General features: G+C 37.0%; 12 protein-coding genes, 1 tRNA gene and 2 rRNA genes. 9 read left to right on the forward strand and 6 right to left on the reverse strand.

Going from position 1 to position 16,822, the window contains the following annotated elements:
- Positions 1 to 22: 22 nt before the first annotated feature.
- The 3 genes from EGI24_RS02460 (at position 23) to EGI24_RS02470 (ending at position 3,178) form a co-directional block, all read left to right on the forward strand.
- On the forward strand, positions 23 to 2,479 hold the full coding sequence (locus tag EGI24_RS02460; protein WP_255046673.1) for a DEAD/DEAH box helicase: 2,457 nt from the start codon (positions 23 to 25) through the stop codon (positions 2,477 to 2,479).
- Positions 2,480 to 2,574: 95 nt separating this feature from the next.
- Positions 2,575 to 2,775: a type II toxin-antitoxin system VapB family antitoxin gene (locus EGI24_RS02465; RefSeq protein WP_255046674.1), complete on the forward strand. Its 201-nt coding sequence runs from the start codon at positions 2,575 to 2,577 to the stop codon at positions 2,773 to 2,775.
- Positions 2,768 to 3,178: a PIN domain-containing protein gene (locus EGI24_RS02470; RefSeq protein WP_255046676.1), complete on the forward strand. Its 411-nt coding sequence runs from the start codon at positions 2,768 to 2,770 to the stop codon at positions 3,176 to 3,178. The genes EGI24_RS02465 and EGI24_RS02470 overlap by 8 nt, the downstream gene beginning before the upstream one ends.
- 52 nt (positions 3,179 to 3,230) lie before the next feature.
- Here EGI24_RS02470 and trhA read toward each other — a convergent pair whose 3' ends face one another.
- Genes trhA through EGI24_RS02490 form a run of 4 tightly spaced genes read right to left on the reverse strand, consistent with a single transcriptional unit; the run spans position 3,231 to position 7,114 of the window.
- Positions 3,231 to 3,863, reverse strand: a complete 633-nt coding sequence (gene trhA / locus EGI24_RS02475; RefSeq protein WP_255046678.1) for a PAQR family membrane homeostasis protein TrhA — start codon at positions 3,861 to 3,863, stop codon at positions 3,231 to 3,233.
- A gap of 3 nt (positions 3,864 to 3,866) precedes the next feature.
- Positions 3,867 to 4,646, reverse strand: a complete 780-nt coding sequence (argB, locus tag EGI24_RS02480) for an acetylglutamate kinase (protein ID WP_255046679.1) — start codon at positions 4,644 to 4,646, stop codon at positions 3,867 to 3,869.
- Positions 4,647 to 4,694: 48 nt separating this feature from the next.
- Positions 4,695 to 6,059 carry a hypothetical protein gene (locus EGI24_RS02485; RefSeq protein WP_255046680.1) on the reverse strand — a complete coding sequence of 455 codons (1,365 nt, stop codon included), beginning with the start codon at positions 6,057 to 6,059 and terminating at the stop codon, positions 4,695 to 4,697.
- Positions 6,056 to 7,114, reverse strand: a complete 1,059-nt coding sequence (locus tag EGI24_RS02490; RefSeq protein ID WP_255046681.1) for a hypothetical protein — start codon at positions 7,112 to 7,114, stop codon at positions 6,056 to 6,058. The genes EGI24_RS02485 and EGI24_RS02490 overlap by 4 nt, the downstream gene beginning before the upstream one ends.
- Before the next feature lie 158 nt (positions 7,115 to 7,272).
- On the opposite strand from EGI24_RS02490, the gene EGI24_RS02495 reads away from it, so the two are divergent.
- Positions 7,273 to 8,034, forward strand: a complete 762-nt coding sequence (locus EGI24_RS02495) for an alpha/beta fold hydrolase (RefSeq protein WP_255046683.1) — start codon at positions 7,273 to 7,275, stop codon at positions 8,032 to 8,034.
- Between the two features lie 2 nt (positions 8,035 to 8,036).
- On the opposite strand, the gene EGI24_RS02500 is transcribed toward EGI24_RS02495, so the two are convergent.
- Positions 8,037 to 9,542, reverse strand: coding sequence for a gliding motility-associated C-terminal domain-containing protein (locus tag EGI24_RS02500; protein WP_255046684.1), 1,506 nt, complete (start codon positions 9,540 to 9,542; stop codon positions 8,037 to 8,039).
- An 82-nt stretch (positions 9,543 to 9,624) separates the two neighbouring features.
- Between EGI24_RS02500 and EGI24_RS02505 the strand changes: the two genes are divergently transcribed.
- The gene (locus EGI24_RS02505; protein ID WP_255046685.1) at positions 9,625 to 10,044 is read left to right on the forward strand and encodes a secondary thiamine-phosphate synthase enzyme YjbQ; all 420 of its coding nucleotides are present in this window, start codon (positions 9,625 to 9,627) and stop codon (positions 10,042 to 10,044) included.
- Between the two features lie 106 nt (positions 10,045 to 10,150).
- Here the strand turns inward: EGI24_RS02505 and EGI24_RS02510 are convergent, their stop codons facing one another.
- Entirely contained in the window at positions 10,151 to 12,298 is a 2,148-nt protein-coding gene (locus EGI24_RS02510) for a penicillin acylase family protein (RefSeq protein ID WP_255046686.1), read from the reverse strand.
- Positions 12,299 to 12,503: 205 nt separating this feature from the next.
- On the opposite strand from EGI24_RS02510, the gene EGI24_RS02515 reads away from it, so the two are divergent.
- From EGI24_RS02515 to EGI24_RS02530, 4 genes are all read left to right on the forward strand, one after another.
- Positions 12,504 to 13,745 carry an ROK family transcriptional regulator gene (locus EGI24_RS02515; protein WP_255046687.1) on the forward strand — a complete coding sequence of 414 codons (1,242 nt, stop codon included), beginning with the start codon at positions 12,504 to 12,506 and terminating at the stop codon, positions 13,743 to 13,745.
- Between the two features lie 695 nt (positions 13,746 to 14,440).
- Positions 14,441 to 15,946: ribosomal RNA gene (locus tag EGI24_RS02520) — 16S ribosomal RNA — on the forward strand.
- 159 nt (positions 15,947 to 16,105) lie between these two features.
- A tRNA-Ile gene (locus tag EGI24_RS02525) sits at positions 16,106 to 16,179 on the forward strand.
- Positions 16,180 to 16,375: 196 nt separating this feature from the next.
- Positions 16,376 to 16,822: ribosomal RNA gene (locus tag EGI24_RS02530) — 23S ribosomal RNA — on the forward strand; the annotation flags it as partial.

Here is a 16,822-nt window from a genome sequence, read left to right on the forward strand (position 1 = left end):
AGTAAACTTTTAAACCCAAAAATTGAAAAAGAAGTCTACGTCAGCCAATGAGTCAGATTCTGAGAATAATTCAGAATTGCGTATTCCATACTACAAAAAACCTACTCGTTTGTCTGTTGACCAATGGCAATGGAGCCTACGCAAACAGTTTGGTGAAGAAAATCCTTTTGTGATTTCTAACATAGGTCAGCAACCTGTTTTCTCTGACTATTTGGTATATAACCCACACACTATCAATAACTACAAAGTATCGATTAGAGATTTTGATTACAAGAGAAATTTCTGTAATTGTCTTGATTTTAAAACCAATCGACTAGGGATTTGTAAGCATATTGCGGCAACCATTAAGTTTATTGAGACAAATAATGACCTTTCTGAACTCCAGAACAAGGTATTCATTGGTACCTATTCGAGTATTTATTTAGATTATGTGGGTGGCCGACAGGTAAAACTTAAGATTGGTACCGATAATGCCTCCCAATATGAGGTTTTTAGAAAAAAATATTTCTCAGACAACTTCGAACTTTTAGCCACGTCTTTTCCAATTTTCGAGAAAATTCTTCAAGAAGCAAAAGAGATAAATAGCTCTTTTAGATGTTATGATGATGCCTTGACTTATGTTATAAAAATTAGGGAGAACATAACGAGAAGGATTAAATTGGGAGATTTTTTCAAGAAAAATTCGAAATTCTCTGACATAGATGGGGCTCTCAAAGTTCAGCTTTTCCCATTTCAGCAAGAAGGTGTAAAGTTTGCGGCAAGGGCTGGTAGAAGTCTTATGGCTGATGACATGGGCTTAGGTAAAACCATTCAGTCGATTGCTGTTGCCGAGATTTATAAAAAAGTCTTACAAACCAACAGTGTGCTTATTATTTGTCCAACTTCACTAAAATACCAATGGAAGTCCGAAATTGAGCGGTTTACGCACAGTTCGGTACAAATAATTGAAGGCAGTAGCCATAAAAGAAGGGAGCAGTATTCCAATAATGGTGCTTATTATCAAATTGTTAGCTATAACTATATAGCTCAAGATATAGATTTTATAAACGAAACGCTAGAAATTGATTTTGTAATTTTGGACGAAGCCCAAAGGATAAAAAACTGGAAAACCAAGGTTTCGAAAAGTGTAAAAAGACTCAATTCTAATTATACGGTGGTGTTAACCGGAACACCGCTTGAAAATAGACTGGAGGAGTTGTATTCCATCATGCAGTTTATCGATGTTTATCAGCTCGGACCGCTTTATCAATTTGTAGAGAGGTATCAATTAAAAGATCCTGAAACCGGTAAAGTAATTGGTTATCAGCATTTGCACGAAATAAAATTGACGCTGGCAGATACACTTATTAGGCGAACCAAAGCCGAAGTGTTGAAGGAACTGCCCGAAAGAATGGATAAAAATCTATTTGTTCCGATGACTTTGGAACAAAGAGAAATTCATGATGAAATGCAAAGGTTGGTCAGTAAGTTAGTAAGCAAATGGCGGAAGTTTGGTTTCCTTAACGAGGTGGATAGGCAAAAGTTGATTTTGTCGCTGAGTAGAATGCGTATGGTGTGCGACAGTACTTTCATTATTGACCAAAGAACTCGTAAAGACACCAAGGTGGACGAACTCATGAATATTGTAGAAGAATTTCTCGAAACCAATGACAGTAAGGTGGTTGTGTTTAGTCAATGGGAGCGAATGACACGCCTTATTGCGGCTGAATTTGACAAAAAAGGTATTGAATATGAATACTTACATGGCGGAATTCCAAGTCATAAAAGAGAAAAATTATTGACAAATTTTAAAGAAAAACCCAACTCTAGAATTTTTCTTTCAACGGATACCGGTGGAGTAGGCCTCAATCTGCAGTCAGCCTCTTTGGTCATAAATTTGGATATCCCGTGGAATCCAGCTGTACTTGAGCAAAGAATTGGTCGTGTTTATAGATTAGGACAAAATCGAAATGTAACCGTTATAAATCTCGTTTCGACGGGTACGATAGAACACAAAATGTTGGATGTTTTGAAATTTAAATCTTCCATGGCAAGTGGTGTTTTGGATGGGGGAGAAGATACAATATTTCTTGATAATGATCAGTTTAAAGGATTTATGGAGTCTTTGGAGACTTTGACTGATGAAATATCGACTGATATAGATTTTGAAATTGAATCTAATCTTGAATTCGAACTTCCGTCCGAATCAAAAGACATGGATGTTGAAAAAGTAGAAAATGGACTTCTGGGCGATGATGATATTTTTGATGTCGAAGCGTCGGATAAATCTAATGACCTAGTAAATCAAGGGATTTCATTTCTTAGTAATTTGATGGAAACATTAAAGAATCCAAAGGCAACACAGGAACTTCTAGATAAAATCATTGAAAAAGATAAAAATGGCAAAGTTTTTTTGAAAATTCAGGTCGAAAATTCTGAGATAGTTGAAGATGGACTAAAAGTATTAGGTGGATTTTTGTCAAGTTTTATGAAGAAGTAATTATTGATAATTGCCAAAATAACTTCGACTATTTTTTATTTGAATTTCGTTTTGTGTATATTTTTTTCTATATTTGGTGTATAAAAATGTTGCCGATGCGAACAAACATTGATTTAAGCGAAGAATTAATTCAAAATGCTTTAATATTAAGCGGTTTGAAAACTAAAAAAGCTGTTGTTAATCAAGCTCTCAAAGAGTTTTTAGAAAGACAGGCTAAATTGCAAATATTAAAATTGCAAGGTGAACTGGTTTGGGAAGGGGATTTATCGAAATGGAGAACCACCAAATATGAGTGAGCCTATTCTTTTTGACACTTCAGTTTGGATAGACTTTATCCAAAAAAGAGAAAATCCTCAAAGTAATTTATTAAAGGAATATCTACTAAAGAACAATCCGATTTGTCTTTGTCCACCTATTATTCAAGAAATTCTTCAAGGATTTAAAATGGAAGAACAGTTTGAAAAAATGAAATTTAGTTTATACCAGTTAATTCTTTTAGAATGCTCACACTATTTTGGTAACGTAAGTGCAGCAACGCTTTACTACAAATTAAGAAAAATGGGTATTAGCATTAAAAAACCTAATGATTGTCTTATTGCTTGGTATGCAATTCAAAACAGAGTAAAATTGTGTCACAACGATTTGGATTTTGATCTAATCGCCAAGGGTTCTGATCTTCAGATAGTGAGTTTTGAGTAAAAAAGTTAATCTTGTTTAGAATCACTGAGGGGTCAAAAATGTCTTTCGTTTACTATTTTACCACCAGAAACACCGCAACAAAATGAAAAATAGCAGCAAAAAGCACAAATAGATGCCAAATGAAGTGGTTGTATGGTATGTTTTGATTTTGATAGAACACTACTCCCACCAAATAACTCAATCCACCCGCTACTAAAAAATAGAATGGAACATCCGGTATTCTTCCCCAAAAACCTCTGTCGAAGAAGAAAATCATGCAACCTATAAAGATGTAAATCAAACTAGAAAGGAGCCTAAATCTTCCTGTGTAAAATACTTTTTTGATGATTCCAAAAGCTATGAGAGACCATTGAACTATTAAAAATAGCCGAGCCGTCGCAGTATCTGTAAATAGTATTATGAAGGGAATGTAAGTGCCACCAATCAAAAAGAAAATGCTGATGTGATCTAAAACCCGAAGTGCTCTTTTGGCCACTGGATTAAAAACAGCATGATATAAAGTAGAAAAACTAAAAACCATAAACAAACCTAAAGTGTAGGCCGCAGTACCCAATCCCAAGTTCGTAACTCCTTTATTGTGAGCCATCGTAACCAGCAGCGGGCCAAATGCAAAGGTTAAAATAACTCCAATTCCGTGAGAAAGAGCGTTGGCTATTTCGGTTTTTAAAAGTCTGTCGTTTTCCAAGTTTTATAAGGTTATTTTAGTTCCTGCATTACCTTTTTCTAAGGCCATTTGCAATTGATCTGCATGGCAAATAGTTACCTGACTTACACCGCTTCTCAGTGCCGCAAAAGCATTATCAAGTTTTGGTATCATACCTTCATAAATAACACCTTGCCTTTTGAAAGATTCATAATTTTCGGGATTTAATTCACTTATCACCGAATCTTCATTTTCTGGGTCAGATAAAACCCCTTTTTTCTCAAAACAATAAACCAGATTTGTAGGAAATAAGGAAGACAAACCTGTGGCCACTGCGGAAGCCTGTGTGTCAGCGTTGGTGTTGAGCATATTGCCGTTCATATCAAAGGTAAGCGGAGCAAAAACAGGTACTATTTCAGCATCTAAAAGTGACTTAATAAAAAGAGAATTAACCTCCAAAATATCACCTACAAAACCATAATCGATGGTCTTTAAGGGCCGTTTTTGAGCTAAAATCGATTTTCCATCAGCACCAGTTAGGCCAATGGCATTGCAATTGTTGGCTTGAAGGCGAGCTACTATTTGTTTGTTAACTAAACCGCCATATACCATCGTCACCACATCTCTCATGGCTTCGTCGGTTATCCGGCGGCCTTCCACCATTTTGGTTTCTATGCCTAAGTCTTTGGCTATTTTTGTAGCTATTTTTCCACCTCCATGAATCAGTATTTTAGGACCTTTTATTTTCGAGAATTCGCCTAAAAATGACTTCAACTTTTCAGGATTGTCAATTACATTTCCCCCAATTTTTACGATGTTTACCAAAACTTTCTTTTTTCTTGCAAAATTGGCTAATTAATCCAAAAATCAAATTCAATTTTCATTAAAAGAATTGGTTATGGCTTTTCTAAGAGCTTGATGCGGGCGTAATCCGTTCGTTTTGTATGTTCTTGGTGTTCTATCGTTTGATTCCTCTCTGCTTTGTTTTATTTTTTCCAAAATATGTTTCCTGTAACTTTCCAAGTCTTCAGCGGAAAGATTATCGCGGTTGGTGTTGCCACTTTCATAACCTTCGTTGTAGGTACTTACGCGTGCCGATTCTATAGCCAATTTGATTTTTTCATTTATAGCCAAAAGATCGTTCTCAAGTTTGTCTTTTTTATTGTTAAGTTCTTCTAAATTAGGCAGTAACTCTAGTTTTTGATCTGCTAAATCCAACAATGATTTACCCTTAAACCATGGTTTTTTTATTTCGTTCAAAGCCTTGGTTTTCTTTCTAATTTGTCGATTCGCACTGTTTATTACTGGATTGTACTGCAACCAGCGTTTCCAATAAACTTGCAAAACTGGAAAGGCAATTCCTAAACAAATGGCTCCCGCTATGGCGAACAAAACTCCACTCAAAACAAATGACAATAAAGCCCAAGGACTGTTCACCAATTGCTGATTCAAAGCATCATATTCTCTGAGTTTTTGTTCTATTTTTTGTGTTAACAATGGATTTTCAACTGTTTGTCCTCCCGAAATCAATGGTGTAGCTTCAAGTTGAAGTGATTTTATTTCCCGGTTTATTGCCTCCTTTAGTTTATCAGTTTTGTAGGCTTCGTATCTAAACCATCCCAAAATAGACAGTGTTCCTATGGATATTATTACCAAAATAAGTTGAAAATAGCTGTGTGCTTTTTTCGAAGAAGTATTAACTTGTGTAAGGTAAGGCTGCTCTATAAGTCGCTCATAGGCAGGTTTTAATAATATAGAAACTCCGGCCAAACCAAATGCGAATGCCCAGGCCTCGAAAGTATTTCGGATATTAAGGGCATAGGCTACAATTTCGTGGGAGATAATTAAATCACCGAATATGAAGGTGATACCAGCCGCCAAATAAATGATACCAGCCAACATTGGATAAGGTGACTGGTTTTGCTTTTTGAGTTCTTTTATTTCAGCTATTCTGTTCTTTTTTTCTGCAATTTCATTCTCAAGCTGAGCGGTCAAATGGTTTTGCTCTTCATATTCTATCAAGATTTCTTGCTTTTGTTTCAAGATTTCTAATTTTTCCAACCTTGAGTTTTCGAGCGAAAGTTTGGTTTCATCTAAATCCTGGGTAATAATCTCTTTATTGCCCAATAACCAATCAAGGCTTACTTCGCTGGACAAATAACCCTCATAATTGGCTCTTTCTACGTTATCTATGCCATTTTCAAACCCTTTTTCAAAATCCTCGCCGTTTGGTTTCATTCTCCTAATATATTTTTGATTTGACTGCTATTCAATTTCTGTTTGTAGTTTTTGGCCAGATTATACTCGCTCAAAAACACATTGGTGATGGCTTCCTTTTCGGCATTTATTTTTGCCATTTGAGCCTCTATTTCGTTTAAATCAGGCAAAATCTTCCATTTTTCTATTCTGATTTTTTCTATTTCGTGGTTTATTTCATCCTTCTGCAATTGCCAATCAGTGTTTACTTTTTTCTTGTCACTTTTAATGTTCAGGTTTTGATGCAAAGCCCTTAGGTCATATTTGAGCCTAGCGATGCTGCCCAAAAGAATTTTGCCTGAAATCATAAATGCAAAAAAAGTAAAAAGTAGAAATGCCAAAGATTTGTATAATGGCATGGCTTCATAAACTTGTACAAACACAAAAATGGAGGCTGCTAATGGCATTCCGAATTCTTCCAAAAGTTTTTTCCAAGTCAATTTTTCCTCATTATGGATTACGGCTGTAGGATTGTAAAGACTAAACATACCTGTCAGAAATACTCCCCAAGCTATCCATTGGTGATTTTCAGGGAAAGAATTTTTAAGGCCTTCGTCTATCAAAAAATAGTTACCAGCACACATACCGATAGATAAAAGTAATCCTACAGAAACTCTGAAAAGATTTTCTTCTTTGGATTCCTGTTCGTTGGCTATTTTTGATTTTTGATCTATCGCCTGAATTTCCTCATTTTGTTTTTCAATGAAAAGATTTAACTCGCCAATTCTTTCCGAAAGCTCATCACGTTTTTGTTTCAAACCAGAGGCTTTTTTCTGAAAAATAGAATCAATTATCTTGAGTTTTTCTTCAGGTTTGGTTTCAGAAAGTCCAAAAATGACGCCTTCGTCTCTCAGGGCGTCCTCATTGCTTAACCAATAGGGATACGCTTCTTCATCGTTTATCAACTCTTGGATATTTTGTTTGGGGAAAGCCACCAATTCGGCATTAATGATGTCTGAGCCAGGCATCTCAATTATTTCTGAATTTTCGGACTTATTTTTTGAAAATAAGTTTTTTAACCAATCTACTAAAGACATTATTTTAGAATTATTTGGGAACACATATAACACAAATCTTCCTAAAAAATTATGGCTCTTACAATATATTTGTGACGAAAGGTGCAATAAATGATTTAAAATTCAAGGATTTGCCCGATGCGATGTGTTATTTTTGTTTTTCAATAGAGATATATTATATGCATTTGTTTTCGAGAAAAGTAGGAGAGGGGCAGCCTTTTGTTGTGTTGCATGGTGTTTTTGGTTCTTCAGACAATCTTTTTACTGTTTGTAAAAAAATAGCAGAATCTGGTTTTGAAGTTCATATTTTAGATGCCAGGAATCATGGACAATCGCCACGAAATGAGGTGTTTAACTATGAAGTGATGGCCTCTGATTTGAATGCGTATTTGAATGAAAATAATATTCAAAATCCAATCATCATGGGGCATTCCATGGGCGGAAAAACGGTCATGACTTTTGCTCAAACCTATACCAATTTCTCCAAATTAATAATCGTAGATATCGCCCCAAGGTTTTATCCAACCCACCACGACCACATTTTGGCTGGTCTGGCGGCCATTGATTTAAGTAAAATTAACAGTAGAAAAGATGCCGAAGATATTTTCTCCAACTACGTCTCTGACTTTGGGGAAAAGCAATTTATTCTAAAAAACCTTTACAGAACAGAAGAGAGTGGTTTTGATTGGAGAATTAACATCCCAGTAATAAGTAGAGAGATTTATCAAATTGGTGGTGAGATAGTTTTAGATAAAAAAGTGGAAAAACCAACTTTGCTAATTAGAGGTTCGGATTCAAGTTATGTAACTGATGCTGATTTTGAGGATTTTAAATCGTCTTTTGTGAATGCTGAATTATTAACTATCGAAGGAGCAAATCATTGGGTACATGCAACGAAGCCTATTGAGTTTGTAGAAGCCATTTTGGAGTTTTCGGCTTGAAATTATCTGGAAATCATAACCTTGCCGTTTTTTTTGTAGGTTTTATCACCAATTTGGTAGGTGATCACATATAGATATTGACCATTTGGAGCATTTTTCTCCTTTATTTTTCCATCCCAACTCATTTCTTTCATTTCGTTGCTGTGAATAATTTCGCCCAAATTATTAAAAATTTCTAGCTTCTTTATTTCTCCATAAAAACCCTCTACAGTAATAAAACTAAATGTATTGTTGAGATTATCATCATTCGGTGTAAAAATGTCGGGTACAAAAATCAACAAATCAGGGTCAATGGTGAATTTAAAGCTCTCTTTGGCCGTACAGCCAAAATCATCCTTTATGTTCAGCTGGTAAGTTATTTCTTTTGTAGCTGTAAACGTAGGTGAAAAAATGTTGGCTTCAGAAAGATTAGTTTGGGGTGACCAGTTGTAGGTAAACGGCCCCTCATTTTTTGGTGTCATGTTAATTTCCTGATTCAGTTGAACCTCGGTTATGATCATTTCTTGGTCTTTCATCGGAAAAAGTTCAAACCTTTCCGATTTGTTCAAAAGCTCACTACCACATGCATTTGATAGAACTTTTACAGTACCTGTCATAAACCCTTCATTGTATACCGTGAAATCAGGATTTTTTACATTAACCATACTTGAATCTCCAAAAGTCCACAGGATATTAAGGTCAGTAAGAGGTGCGTTAGTTTCCAATTCGGGTTTCCATTTATAAGGATTACAGCCACCAGGTTTCGAAAATTTTGTTTTTGCATATGGCGTTTCAATTAAAATTGAATCTGTGATGGTATAAACTCCATAGTCAATGCTCACCTTGTAATATTTGCTTTGACTTGGTCTCACTGTAATTTCTTGGGTGGTTTCACCCGTTTCCCATCTGATTTTTGGTGAAATTATCGGAGGTATTATATTGGTTTTACTCTCTATTAATCCAACATATTTTTTGTCACCGGATTCATCGCACCATAGCGGATCTCTTCTGCAGCCTTGTATGGCGTGCATTCCAGGGTTATTTAACTCATCATTATTGGGCTCTCCGTCTACCCAAAAGGCCCTGGCAAAAGAGGCCTTACTTATCCATTCCCAACCAGAGGCAGGATTTGGAGGATCATTGAAATTTTTGGCCTTTGGATTTTGAATGAAGCCTATCCAGTGAATATCGTTGGGTAGAAGATTAAAAAGAAAGCTATTTTTCTGTTCGTCAGAGGCAGTTGCAAGGTGGCCGTTCATCATTTTGGCCATTATTATGGCATCTTCAACAGTTACTTGTCTACAAGTTTTAAAATAATGTAAGCCGAATCTTTCATTGAGTTTGGTTACACAAAAATCAAAAGGGTTGAGAGCTTTGTCATTTATTTTGAGTTGGGTAGCTTCATTTGGACAAACCAATGTTTTTGAAGCTACAATCAACTGAGCATGAGAAATGTTAATAAAAAAAATACCCACCAAGCATAAAATCTTGGACTTATTTCTGGCATTTATGTTAATTAATATCTTCATTTAAGCTTGCTAAAATTATTAATATTATTTCGGAGTTTCAGCAATTTGGTCTTTATTTGAAATAAACTAACACAATCTAATTATGTTATTTCAAAAAGAAATAAAACTTCCCGCCTTCCAACGCGGGTTTCATCTCATTACGGATAAAATTCTGAAAGAGTTGGATGAAATTAAAAATATCAAAATCGGCTTTTTACAAGTATTTATAAAACACACTTCAGCAAGTTTGACCATCAACGAAAATTGTGACTCAACCGTTCGGGGTGATTTTGAAAGGCATTTTAATGTTCTTTTTCCAGAGCGAGCTACTTATTATCAACATGATTACGAAGGGGATGATGATATGCCCGCACACCTAAAAAGTTCGACGCTCGGTTGCCAAGTAATGATTCCGATTACCAACGGAAAACTAAATTTAGGCACATGGCAAGGTATTTATCTCTGTGAACACCGAAACCACGATTCGGGAAGGAAATTGGTTTTGACCATTATGGGTGAATAAAACTTTCATTGAAGGAACTCACTACCAAAAAAAAGCTTTCAATAACCAATAACCAATAACCAATTACCAATAACCACACTTAGACTTCGCTCAATGTACGAATTTGCTAGAAACCAGGGCGATACGTTCTAACGGCATTTTTAAGAATATCCTCTTTGTAAAAAAGTATGTCTTTAAAAACGCCTTTAGAATACATTTCACCTTGATCATTAAAGTGCTTAGAATTTTTATCACCACTATTTCCACCTGCCAAAACAGATTTGGCTTTTATCTTATCGCCAAATTCCACTGCACAAACAAAGCTATTTCCACTGTATCCATATCTCTTCTTGGAATTTGGATAATACCTACTATTAAATGAAGGCAAACTTCCCCAAAGTGCAGAAGCATTACCAACAGGTATACTCGGTAAATTATCATCAAATTCAGTTGAAAATTCACCATTTAGCCTTTGAAACCTATTTATATCACCCCACTTTACTTTCCAAGTGCCATGTTTTTCAATTAATTCGTTAATAGTTTTTTCCAAAGGTTCCAAAAGTTCATTTTCAGTGGCCACGTCAGCAAACCTTTTTGTGGTGGCTACTTGATCGTTTTCACCTTGGTCCACATATATTTTTCTGATTGAAGAACTAAGCTTTTGTGCCCATTCAATAGCCAAAGTTGTCTCTATAGAATGGGAGGAAGTTCGATAATCCCAACCAAGGAGCAGTTGTATAGCTTCTTTTAAAACTACATTTTCTGTTTTTATTTTTCTCAAACTCGGAATAAGTACCTCAAAAGCAGGTAGATAATTGTCGTAGCCAAGTGTTATGAGTTCGTCTAGGTTAATTTTTTCTACTTTTTCCAAGAGTCTAATTGCATTTACGCCACGAAAGTTTTCTCCATCAGGAGCCATATAGTCAGGGTAATTTGTTCGTTTTGGGCTGTTTTCGGCTGAGGCAGTAAATGGAGTAGAATTACAGTTTTGAATCCATCCATTTTTCGGATTATATATGTGGACCACTTGGTTAACGCTGTGCAAACCTTTGTATTCTGTGGAGGCCTTAGTTCCATCTTGAGGCTTTGCCCAATTCAAAGAATTGTCTCTGATCGGCATATAATTGCCATGCCAATAAGCTATATTTCCAAATTTATCTGCAAAAACGGTATTATTTGAAGTATTAGCTTTCAAGTCCATAGCCTTTTTGTAATCTTCAAAACCTTTAGCTTTGGTTCTTAGCCAGCTTTGTTCCAGACTTTTTTGTGCTCGGTTATAGGATTTCAAACTCACCCAGTTTTCGCCTCTTTTTGCCATTATTGGCCCATGGTGTGTAAAATATACTTCAAAAATTCGAACTAAATTCTTGCCGTCCTTCAGGTATTTAATTTCCACTTTTTTCGAAGTAACTTTCCTAAGTTTACCTTCATATTCATAATAGTAACCATCACTTTTCTTAACTATTTTTTCCAAATAAGTATCTGCCACGTCGGCATTTGAGGAGGTGTGCATCCAACCACAGTATTCGTTAAATCCCTGGTAAATAAAAAACTGACCCCAAGTTACGGCTCCATATGCATTTAGTCCTTCATTGCTTTTTACATGTACTTCAGGTCTAAAATAAAAAGTGGTATGCGGATTAATATACAACATTGCATTTTTGGATTTGCTCAAATTAGGTGCTAAAGCAAATCCATTCGAACCGGTTTGCTGGTAATCTTCATTTAGTTTTATAGCACCCACATTTTTTTCGTTCCCATAAAATGCCTTTAACTCACTCATTTGTAAATCAGCCACGCTAATAGCCCCAATACTTCCGTCGGTCCATAATAAAGGGTACCAAGGTTCAAATTTTTTAATGAGTTTCGGTTTTACTTCAGGATTTTTTGATAAATAATAATTTATACCGTCTGCATAGGCCTCTAAAAGCTTTTTCAACCAAGGTTGAGCTTTAAAATATTCTGTCTTGGCTTCGCTTTCACTTATTAATATCCTTATTTGTAAATCATTGTATATATCAGACTCACCATTAATTTCTGATAACCGTCCAAGTTTTTCGATATAATTCATTTCCACACGTGCAAAATCATCCTCGCATTGGGCATACATCAAACCAAAAACCGCATCCGCATCAGTTTTTCCTTCTATGTGCGGAATTCCCCATTGATCTCTTATGATGGTTACGTTTTTTGCATGATTTTGAATTTTTTGAGCACTTAATACAAAATGAAAAATTAAAGAACAAACAACAGTTAAGGCAAGTAGTTTTTTCATAAACATTTGTTGAGAAAGTTTTCTATTGCAATATATCTAAAAGCATCCAGTCAACCAATTCTAGAATATTTTCCTTTTTGTTTTTTAAATTAAATTATCAAAAAGTATTTTTTTACTTCGAAAAAATAAAAAATTAGACTTTTTAATTAACTTTAAACTTGTAATATTCAAATTTAATTTAAAAAAAACCATATTGTAGCATTAAATGGACTCTGAAAACCTAGATTATTATCACCAAACTGAGGTATCTTTCAAAGAATCTGCTGTTGAACTCAAAAAATTTAAACAAAAGAAGAGTATTCTAAATGCTCTTTATATCAATGGTAAAATGGCCATATCTGATTTGTCAGAGTCATTATTTATCAGCATTCCTACACTCACTTCCCACATTGAAGAACTTTTGACCGAGAATTGGTTGGTCGGAGAAGAACTTGATAATAAAAAGCAAGGAAGAAGGCCTACTATTTATTCTTTGAATCCACAATGGAAACATGTAATCGTCATTGATATAACTACACATGATACTAAAATATTCGTTCTTAACTTCAATAATGAAATTATCCATCAAGAACAATACAATCTTAAGCTCACTGCCCAGTCATCTTTTCTATTAGAACTCTTCAAATTAATTGAAACTACCATTCATGGTCTAAAATCGCAGGACAAAGAAATTATTTCGATCGGAATAACAATTCCAGGTCTGGTCAATAAGCGAACAGGTATCAATAAAACCTATAAAAATCTCAATTTTGAAAATAAGTCATTGAGCTTGCGAGTGAGCGAAAATTTTAAGTTGCCCGTATTTACGCTAAACGACTCCAAAGCAGCTGCCTATGGAGAAGCCAAATTTGGCGTCGGCAAAAACCTTCAGCATGTATTATCAATTAATGTAGACTGGGGGGTTGGACTTGGCGTTGTCTTTAATGGACAAATTTTCAATGGTGCATCGGGCTTTGCTGGTGAACTAGGCCACATACAAGTCAATCCCGAAGGCGAACTCTGCGGTTGTGGTAAAGTTGGTTGTTTGGATACCGTCACTTCAGCATCTTCCTTATTAAAGAGTATAAAGGCCGGTTTGAAAAATGGCCAGATTTCGATTTTATCAGAATATAAAGATAAGCTAGAGCAAATAAATCTTGAGATGGTTATCGAAGCAGCAAAAAATGGAGATGCTTTCGCTATCGACATCTTATATAATATAGGTATAGAATTGGGAAAAGGATTGTCAGTGGCTGTTCATTTATTCAATCCTCAAATTATCGTTATTGATGGCGTATTATCAAAAGCTGGCAAAATAATAGTAAATCCAGTTGAACACGCTATCAATAAATACTGCCTTCCCGACTTCAAAGACGAACTGCTAATAGAAGTAACCAATCTTGGCGACTTTGCGAAAATTCTCGGAGTAAACGCTTTCATGGCCAATAGACTTTTTAAAAATGACTAAGTTTATTTAAACTCTTGAATCAATAAATCTATTTTGGGCGGCCCCTCCCAATTATCATCGGGAGGGTCAGGCTATCCGTTACAAGTCCTCGCTCGTTCCTCGCTGTGGGCTTTCCACTACTATCCTTCCCGCATGGAATTGTTAATGAATATAAATTCTTCAGTCTTGTTTTTTCAGATATTTATAAATTACAATATTTTTTTTGATTAAAACATACTTCTATAATACTCGCTCATTTAGTTCTGAAAACGTTTTGCCTTAATATCCCTACTTTAACTTCACTTTTTTTACTTTCCATGTCTTATAATAATCAAAGAAAGAATATAAATATTTTAGGAATATTTAAAACTAAATAGTTGATAATCAATAGTGCTTAAAAAAGGCCATAAAATTATTCAAAAATATATTTGGAAAACTGCCTAGGCATATACTACCTTTGCACTCCCAAACGACGAGGAAGCGACAACTGAATTGTTAAATCGGGGATAAAGTTCAAATAAATAAATAAATTTTTTTCTTACAAATATTTGGGAAATAGAAAAAGGTTCTTACCTTTGCACCCCGATTAAGACGGAAGGGAGAAATAGAGAGGCTGGAAACAGTGACGAGCTCACGATGAAGTGGGATAAAGTTCATTAACTTATTGGAGATAGAGACGAAACATAAAGTTGGGAGATCTTTCGATGTAAGAAATTACTATGGAGAGTTTGATCCTGGCTCAGGATGAACGCTAGCGGCAGGCTTAATACATGCAAGTCGAGGGGGCAGCAATGTCACCGGCGAACGGGTGCGTAACGCGTATGCAACCTACCTACATCAGGGGGATAGCCCTAGGAAACTGGGATTAACACCGCATAATACTAGACACGGCATCGTGCTTAGTTGAAATATTTATAGGATGTAGATGGGCATGCGTAGGATTAGCTAGTTGGTAAGGTAACGGCTTACCAAGGCTACGATCCTTAGGGGCTCTGAGAGGAGTATCCCCCACACTGGCACTGAGATACGGGCCAGACTCCTACGGGAGGCAGCAGTAGGGAATATTGGGCAATGGAGGCAACTCTGACCCAGCCATGCCGCGTGCAGGAAGACGGTCCTCTGGATTGTAAACTGCTTTTGAATGGGAAGAATGTGCTCCTTGCGAGGGGTAATGACGGTACCATTAGAATAAGCCACGGCTAACTACGTGCCAGCAGCCGCGGTAATACGTAGGTGGCGAGCGTTATCCGGATTTATTGGGTTTAAAGGGTGCGTAGGCGGCTTAATAAGTCGGTGGTTAAAAGTAGCAGCTTAACTGTTTTACATGCCATCGATACTGTTGAGCTTGAGATATTTGGAGGCAGCTAGAATTTCCGGTGTAGCGGTGAAATGCATAGATACCGGAAGGAATACCAATTGCGAAGGCAGGTTGCTACGAATAAACTGACGCTGATGCACGAAAGCGTGGGGATCAAACAGGATTAGATACCCTGGTAGTCCACGCCGTAAACGATGATTACTAGTTGTTGGGGTTTAAGCCTCAGTGACCAAGGGAAACCGATAAGTAATCCACCTGGGGAGTACGCCGGCAACGGTGAAACTCAAAGGAATTGACGGGGGTCCGCACAAGCGGTGGAGCATGTGGTTTAATTCGATGATACGCGAGGAACCTTACCTAGGCTAGAATGTGAGCGAATTATACAGAGATGTATAAGTCAGCAATGACGCGAAACAAGGTGCTGCATGGCCGTCGTCAGTTCGTGCCGTGAGGTGTTGGGTTAAGTCCCGCAACGAACGCAACCCCTATAATCTGTTGCCAGCATGTCATGATGGGGACTCAGGTTAGACTGCCTACGCAAGTAGAGAGGAAGGAGGGGACGACGTCAGGTCATCATGGCCCTTACGCCTAGGGCGACACACGTGCTACAATGGTAGGTACAGAGTGCAGCGAGCTAGCAATAGTAAGCGAATCACAAAAAGCCTATCACAGTTCGGATTGGGGTCTGCAACTCGACCCTATGAAGCTGGAATCGCTAGTAATCGCATATCAGCCATGATGCGGTGAATACGTTCCCGGACCTTGTACACACCGCCCGTCAAGCCATGGGAGTTGGGTAGACCTGAAGCGGAAGGTTAAAGACTTCGTTAGGGTAGAACCAGTGACTGGGGCTAAGTCGTAACAAGGTAGCCGTACCGGAAGGTGTGGCTGGAACACCTCCTTTTTAGAGATAATCAGTTGCAAGACTGATGAAATAAACAATAAAGGAAGGTCTTTGATACAAAACAAAAAAATGTTAGTCTTTATCTCCAAAATAAGTTAGTATAAAAAAAGTAAGGGTGGGCATAGAAGGAATTACAGATGCTGACTCAGAAAAATTGAGGGGCTTGTAGCTCAGGTGGTTAGAGCGTTACACTGATAATGTAAAGGTCCCTGGTTCGAGTCCAGGCAGGCCCACAAAAAAACAAGGAGAATGAATGGACGAGAAGTTTAGGCTGAGCGTAGTCGAAACCAGTCCAGGCAGGCCCACAAAAAAACAAGGTATAGATAAAGAGCTTATACCACGAAGTAGCAATGCTAAGAGCTAATCGCTCAAAGCTGATAGCTACGAAAGAGTACATTGACATGATGGGAAAGACTGAGAAGAGATAAAAAAGAGCAAAAGAAGGGCGTATGGGGGATGCCTAGGGTCTCAGAGGCGAAGAAGGACGTGATAAGCTGCGATAAGCTACGGGGATGAGCACACATCAATTGATCCGTAGATTTCCGAATGGGGCAACCCAGTTAGTTGAAGACTAACTATTCATACTAGGTATGAAAGCGAACGTGGGGAACTGAAACATCTAAGTACCCATAGGAGAATAAAACAACAGTGATTCCGAGAGTAGTGGCGAGCGAAATCGGAGCAGCCCAAACCGGCCTTGTTACGGCAAGCCCGGGGTTATAGGACTGCATTTAGAAGTATATTTTAACTTGAATGACTTGGGAAGGTCAACCGTAGAGTGTGATAGTCACGTAAGGGTAAAGAATATAGGACGAGCAGAATCCTGAGTAGGTGGGGGCCGGTGAAACCCCCTCTGAATTCGGCAGCACCATCTGC

The organism is Lacihabitans sp. CS3-21, assembly GCF_024343675.1.
In the GTDB taxonomy this organism is placed as follows: domain Bacteria; phylum Bacteroidota; class Bacteroidia; order Cytophagales; family Spirosomataceae; genus Leadbetterella.

Coding starts and splice junctions, on each gene's coding strand:
- EGI24_RS02465 (WP_255046674.1), top strand. CDS start 2,575: ATGCGAACAAACATTGATTTAAGCGAAGAATTAATTCAAAATGCTTTA.
- EGI24_RS02470 (WP_255046676.1), top strand. CDS start 2,768: ATGAGTGAGCCTATTCTTTTTGACACTTCAGTTTGGATAGACTTTATC.
- EGI24_RS02485 (WP_255046680.1), bottom strand. CDS start 6,059: ATGAAACCAAACGGCGAGGATTTTGAAAAAGGGTTTGAAAATGGCATA.
- EGI24_RS02490 (WP_255046681.1), bottom strand. CDS start 7,114: ATGTCTTTAGTAGATTGGTTAAAAAACTTATTTTCAAAAAATAAGTCC.
- EGI24_RS02495 (WP_255046683.1), top strand. CDS start 7,273: ATGCATTTGTTTTCGAGAAAAGTAGGAGAGGGGCAGCCTTTTGTTGTG.
- EGI24_RS02500 (WP_255046684.1), bottom strand. CDS start 9,542: ATGAAGATATTAATTAACATAAATGCCAGAAATAAGTCCAAGATTTTA.
- EGI24_RS02505 (WP_255046685.1), top strand. CDS start 9,625: ATGTTATTTCAAAAAGAAATAAAACTTCCCGCCTTCCAACGCGGGTTT.
- EGI24_RS02510 (WP_255046686.1), bottom strand. CDS start 12,298: ATGAAAAAACTACTTGCCTTAACTGTTGTTTGTTCTTTAATTTTTCAT.
- EGI24_RS02515 (WP_255046687.1), top strand. CDS start 12,504: ATGGACTCTGAAAACCTAGATTATTATCACCAAACTGAGGTATCTTTC.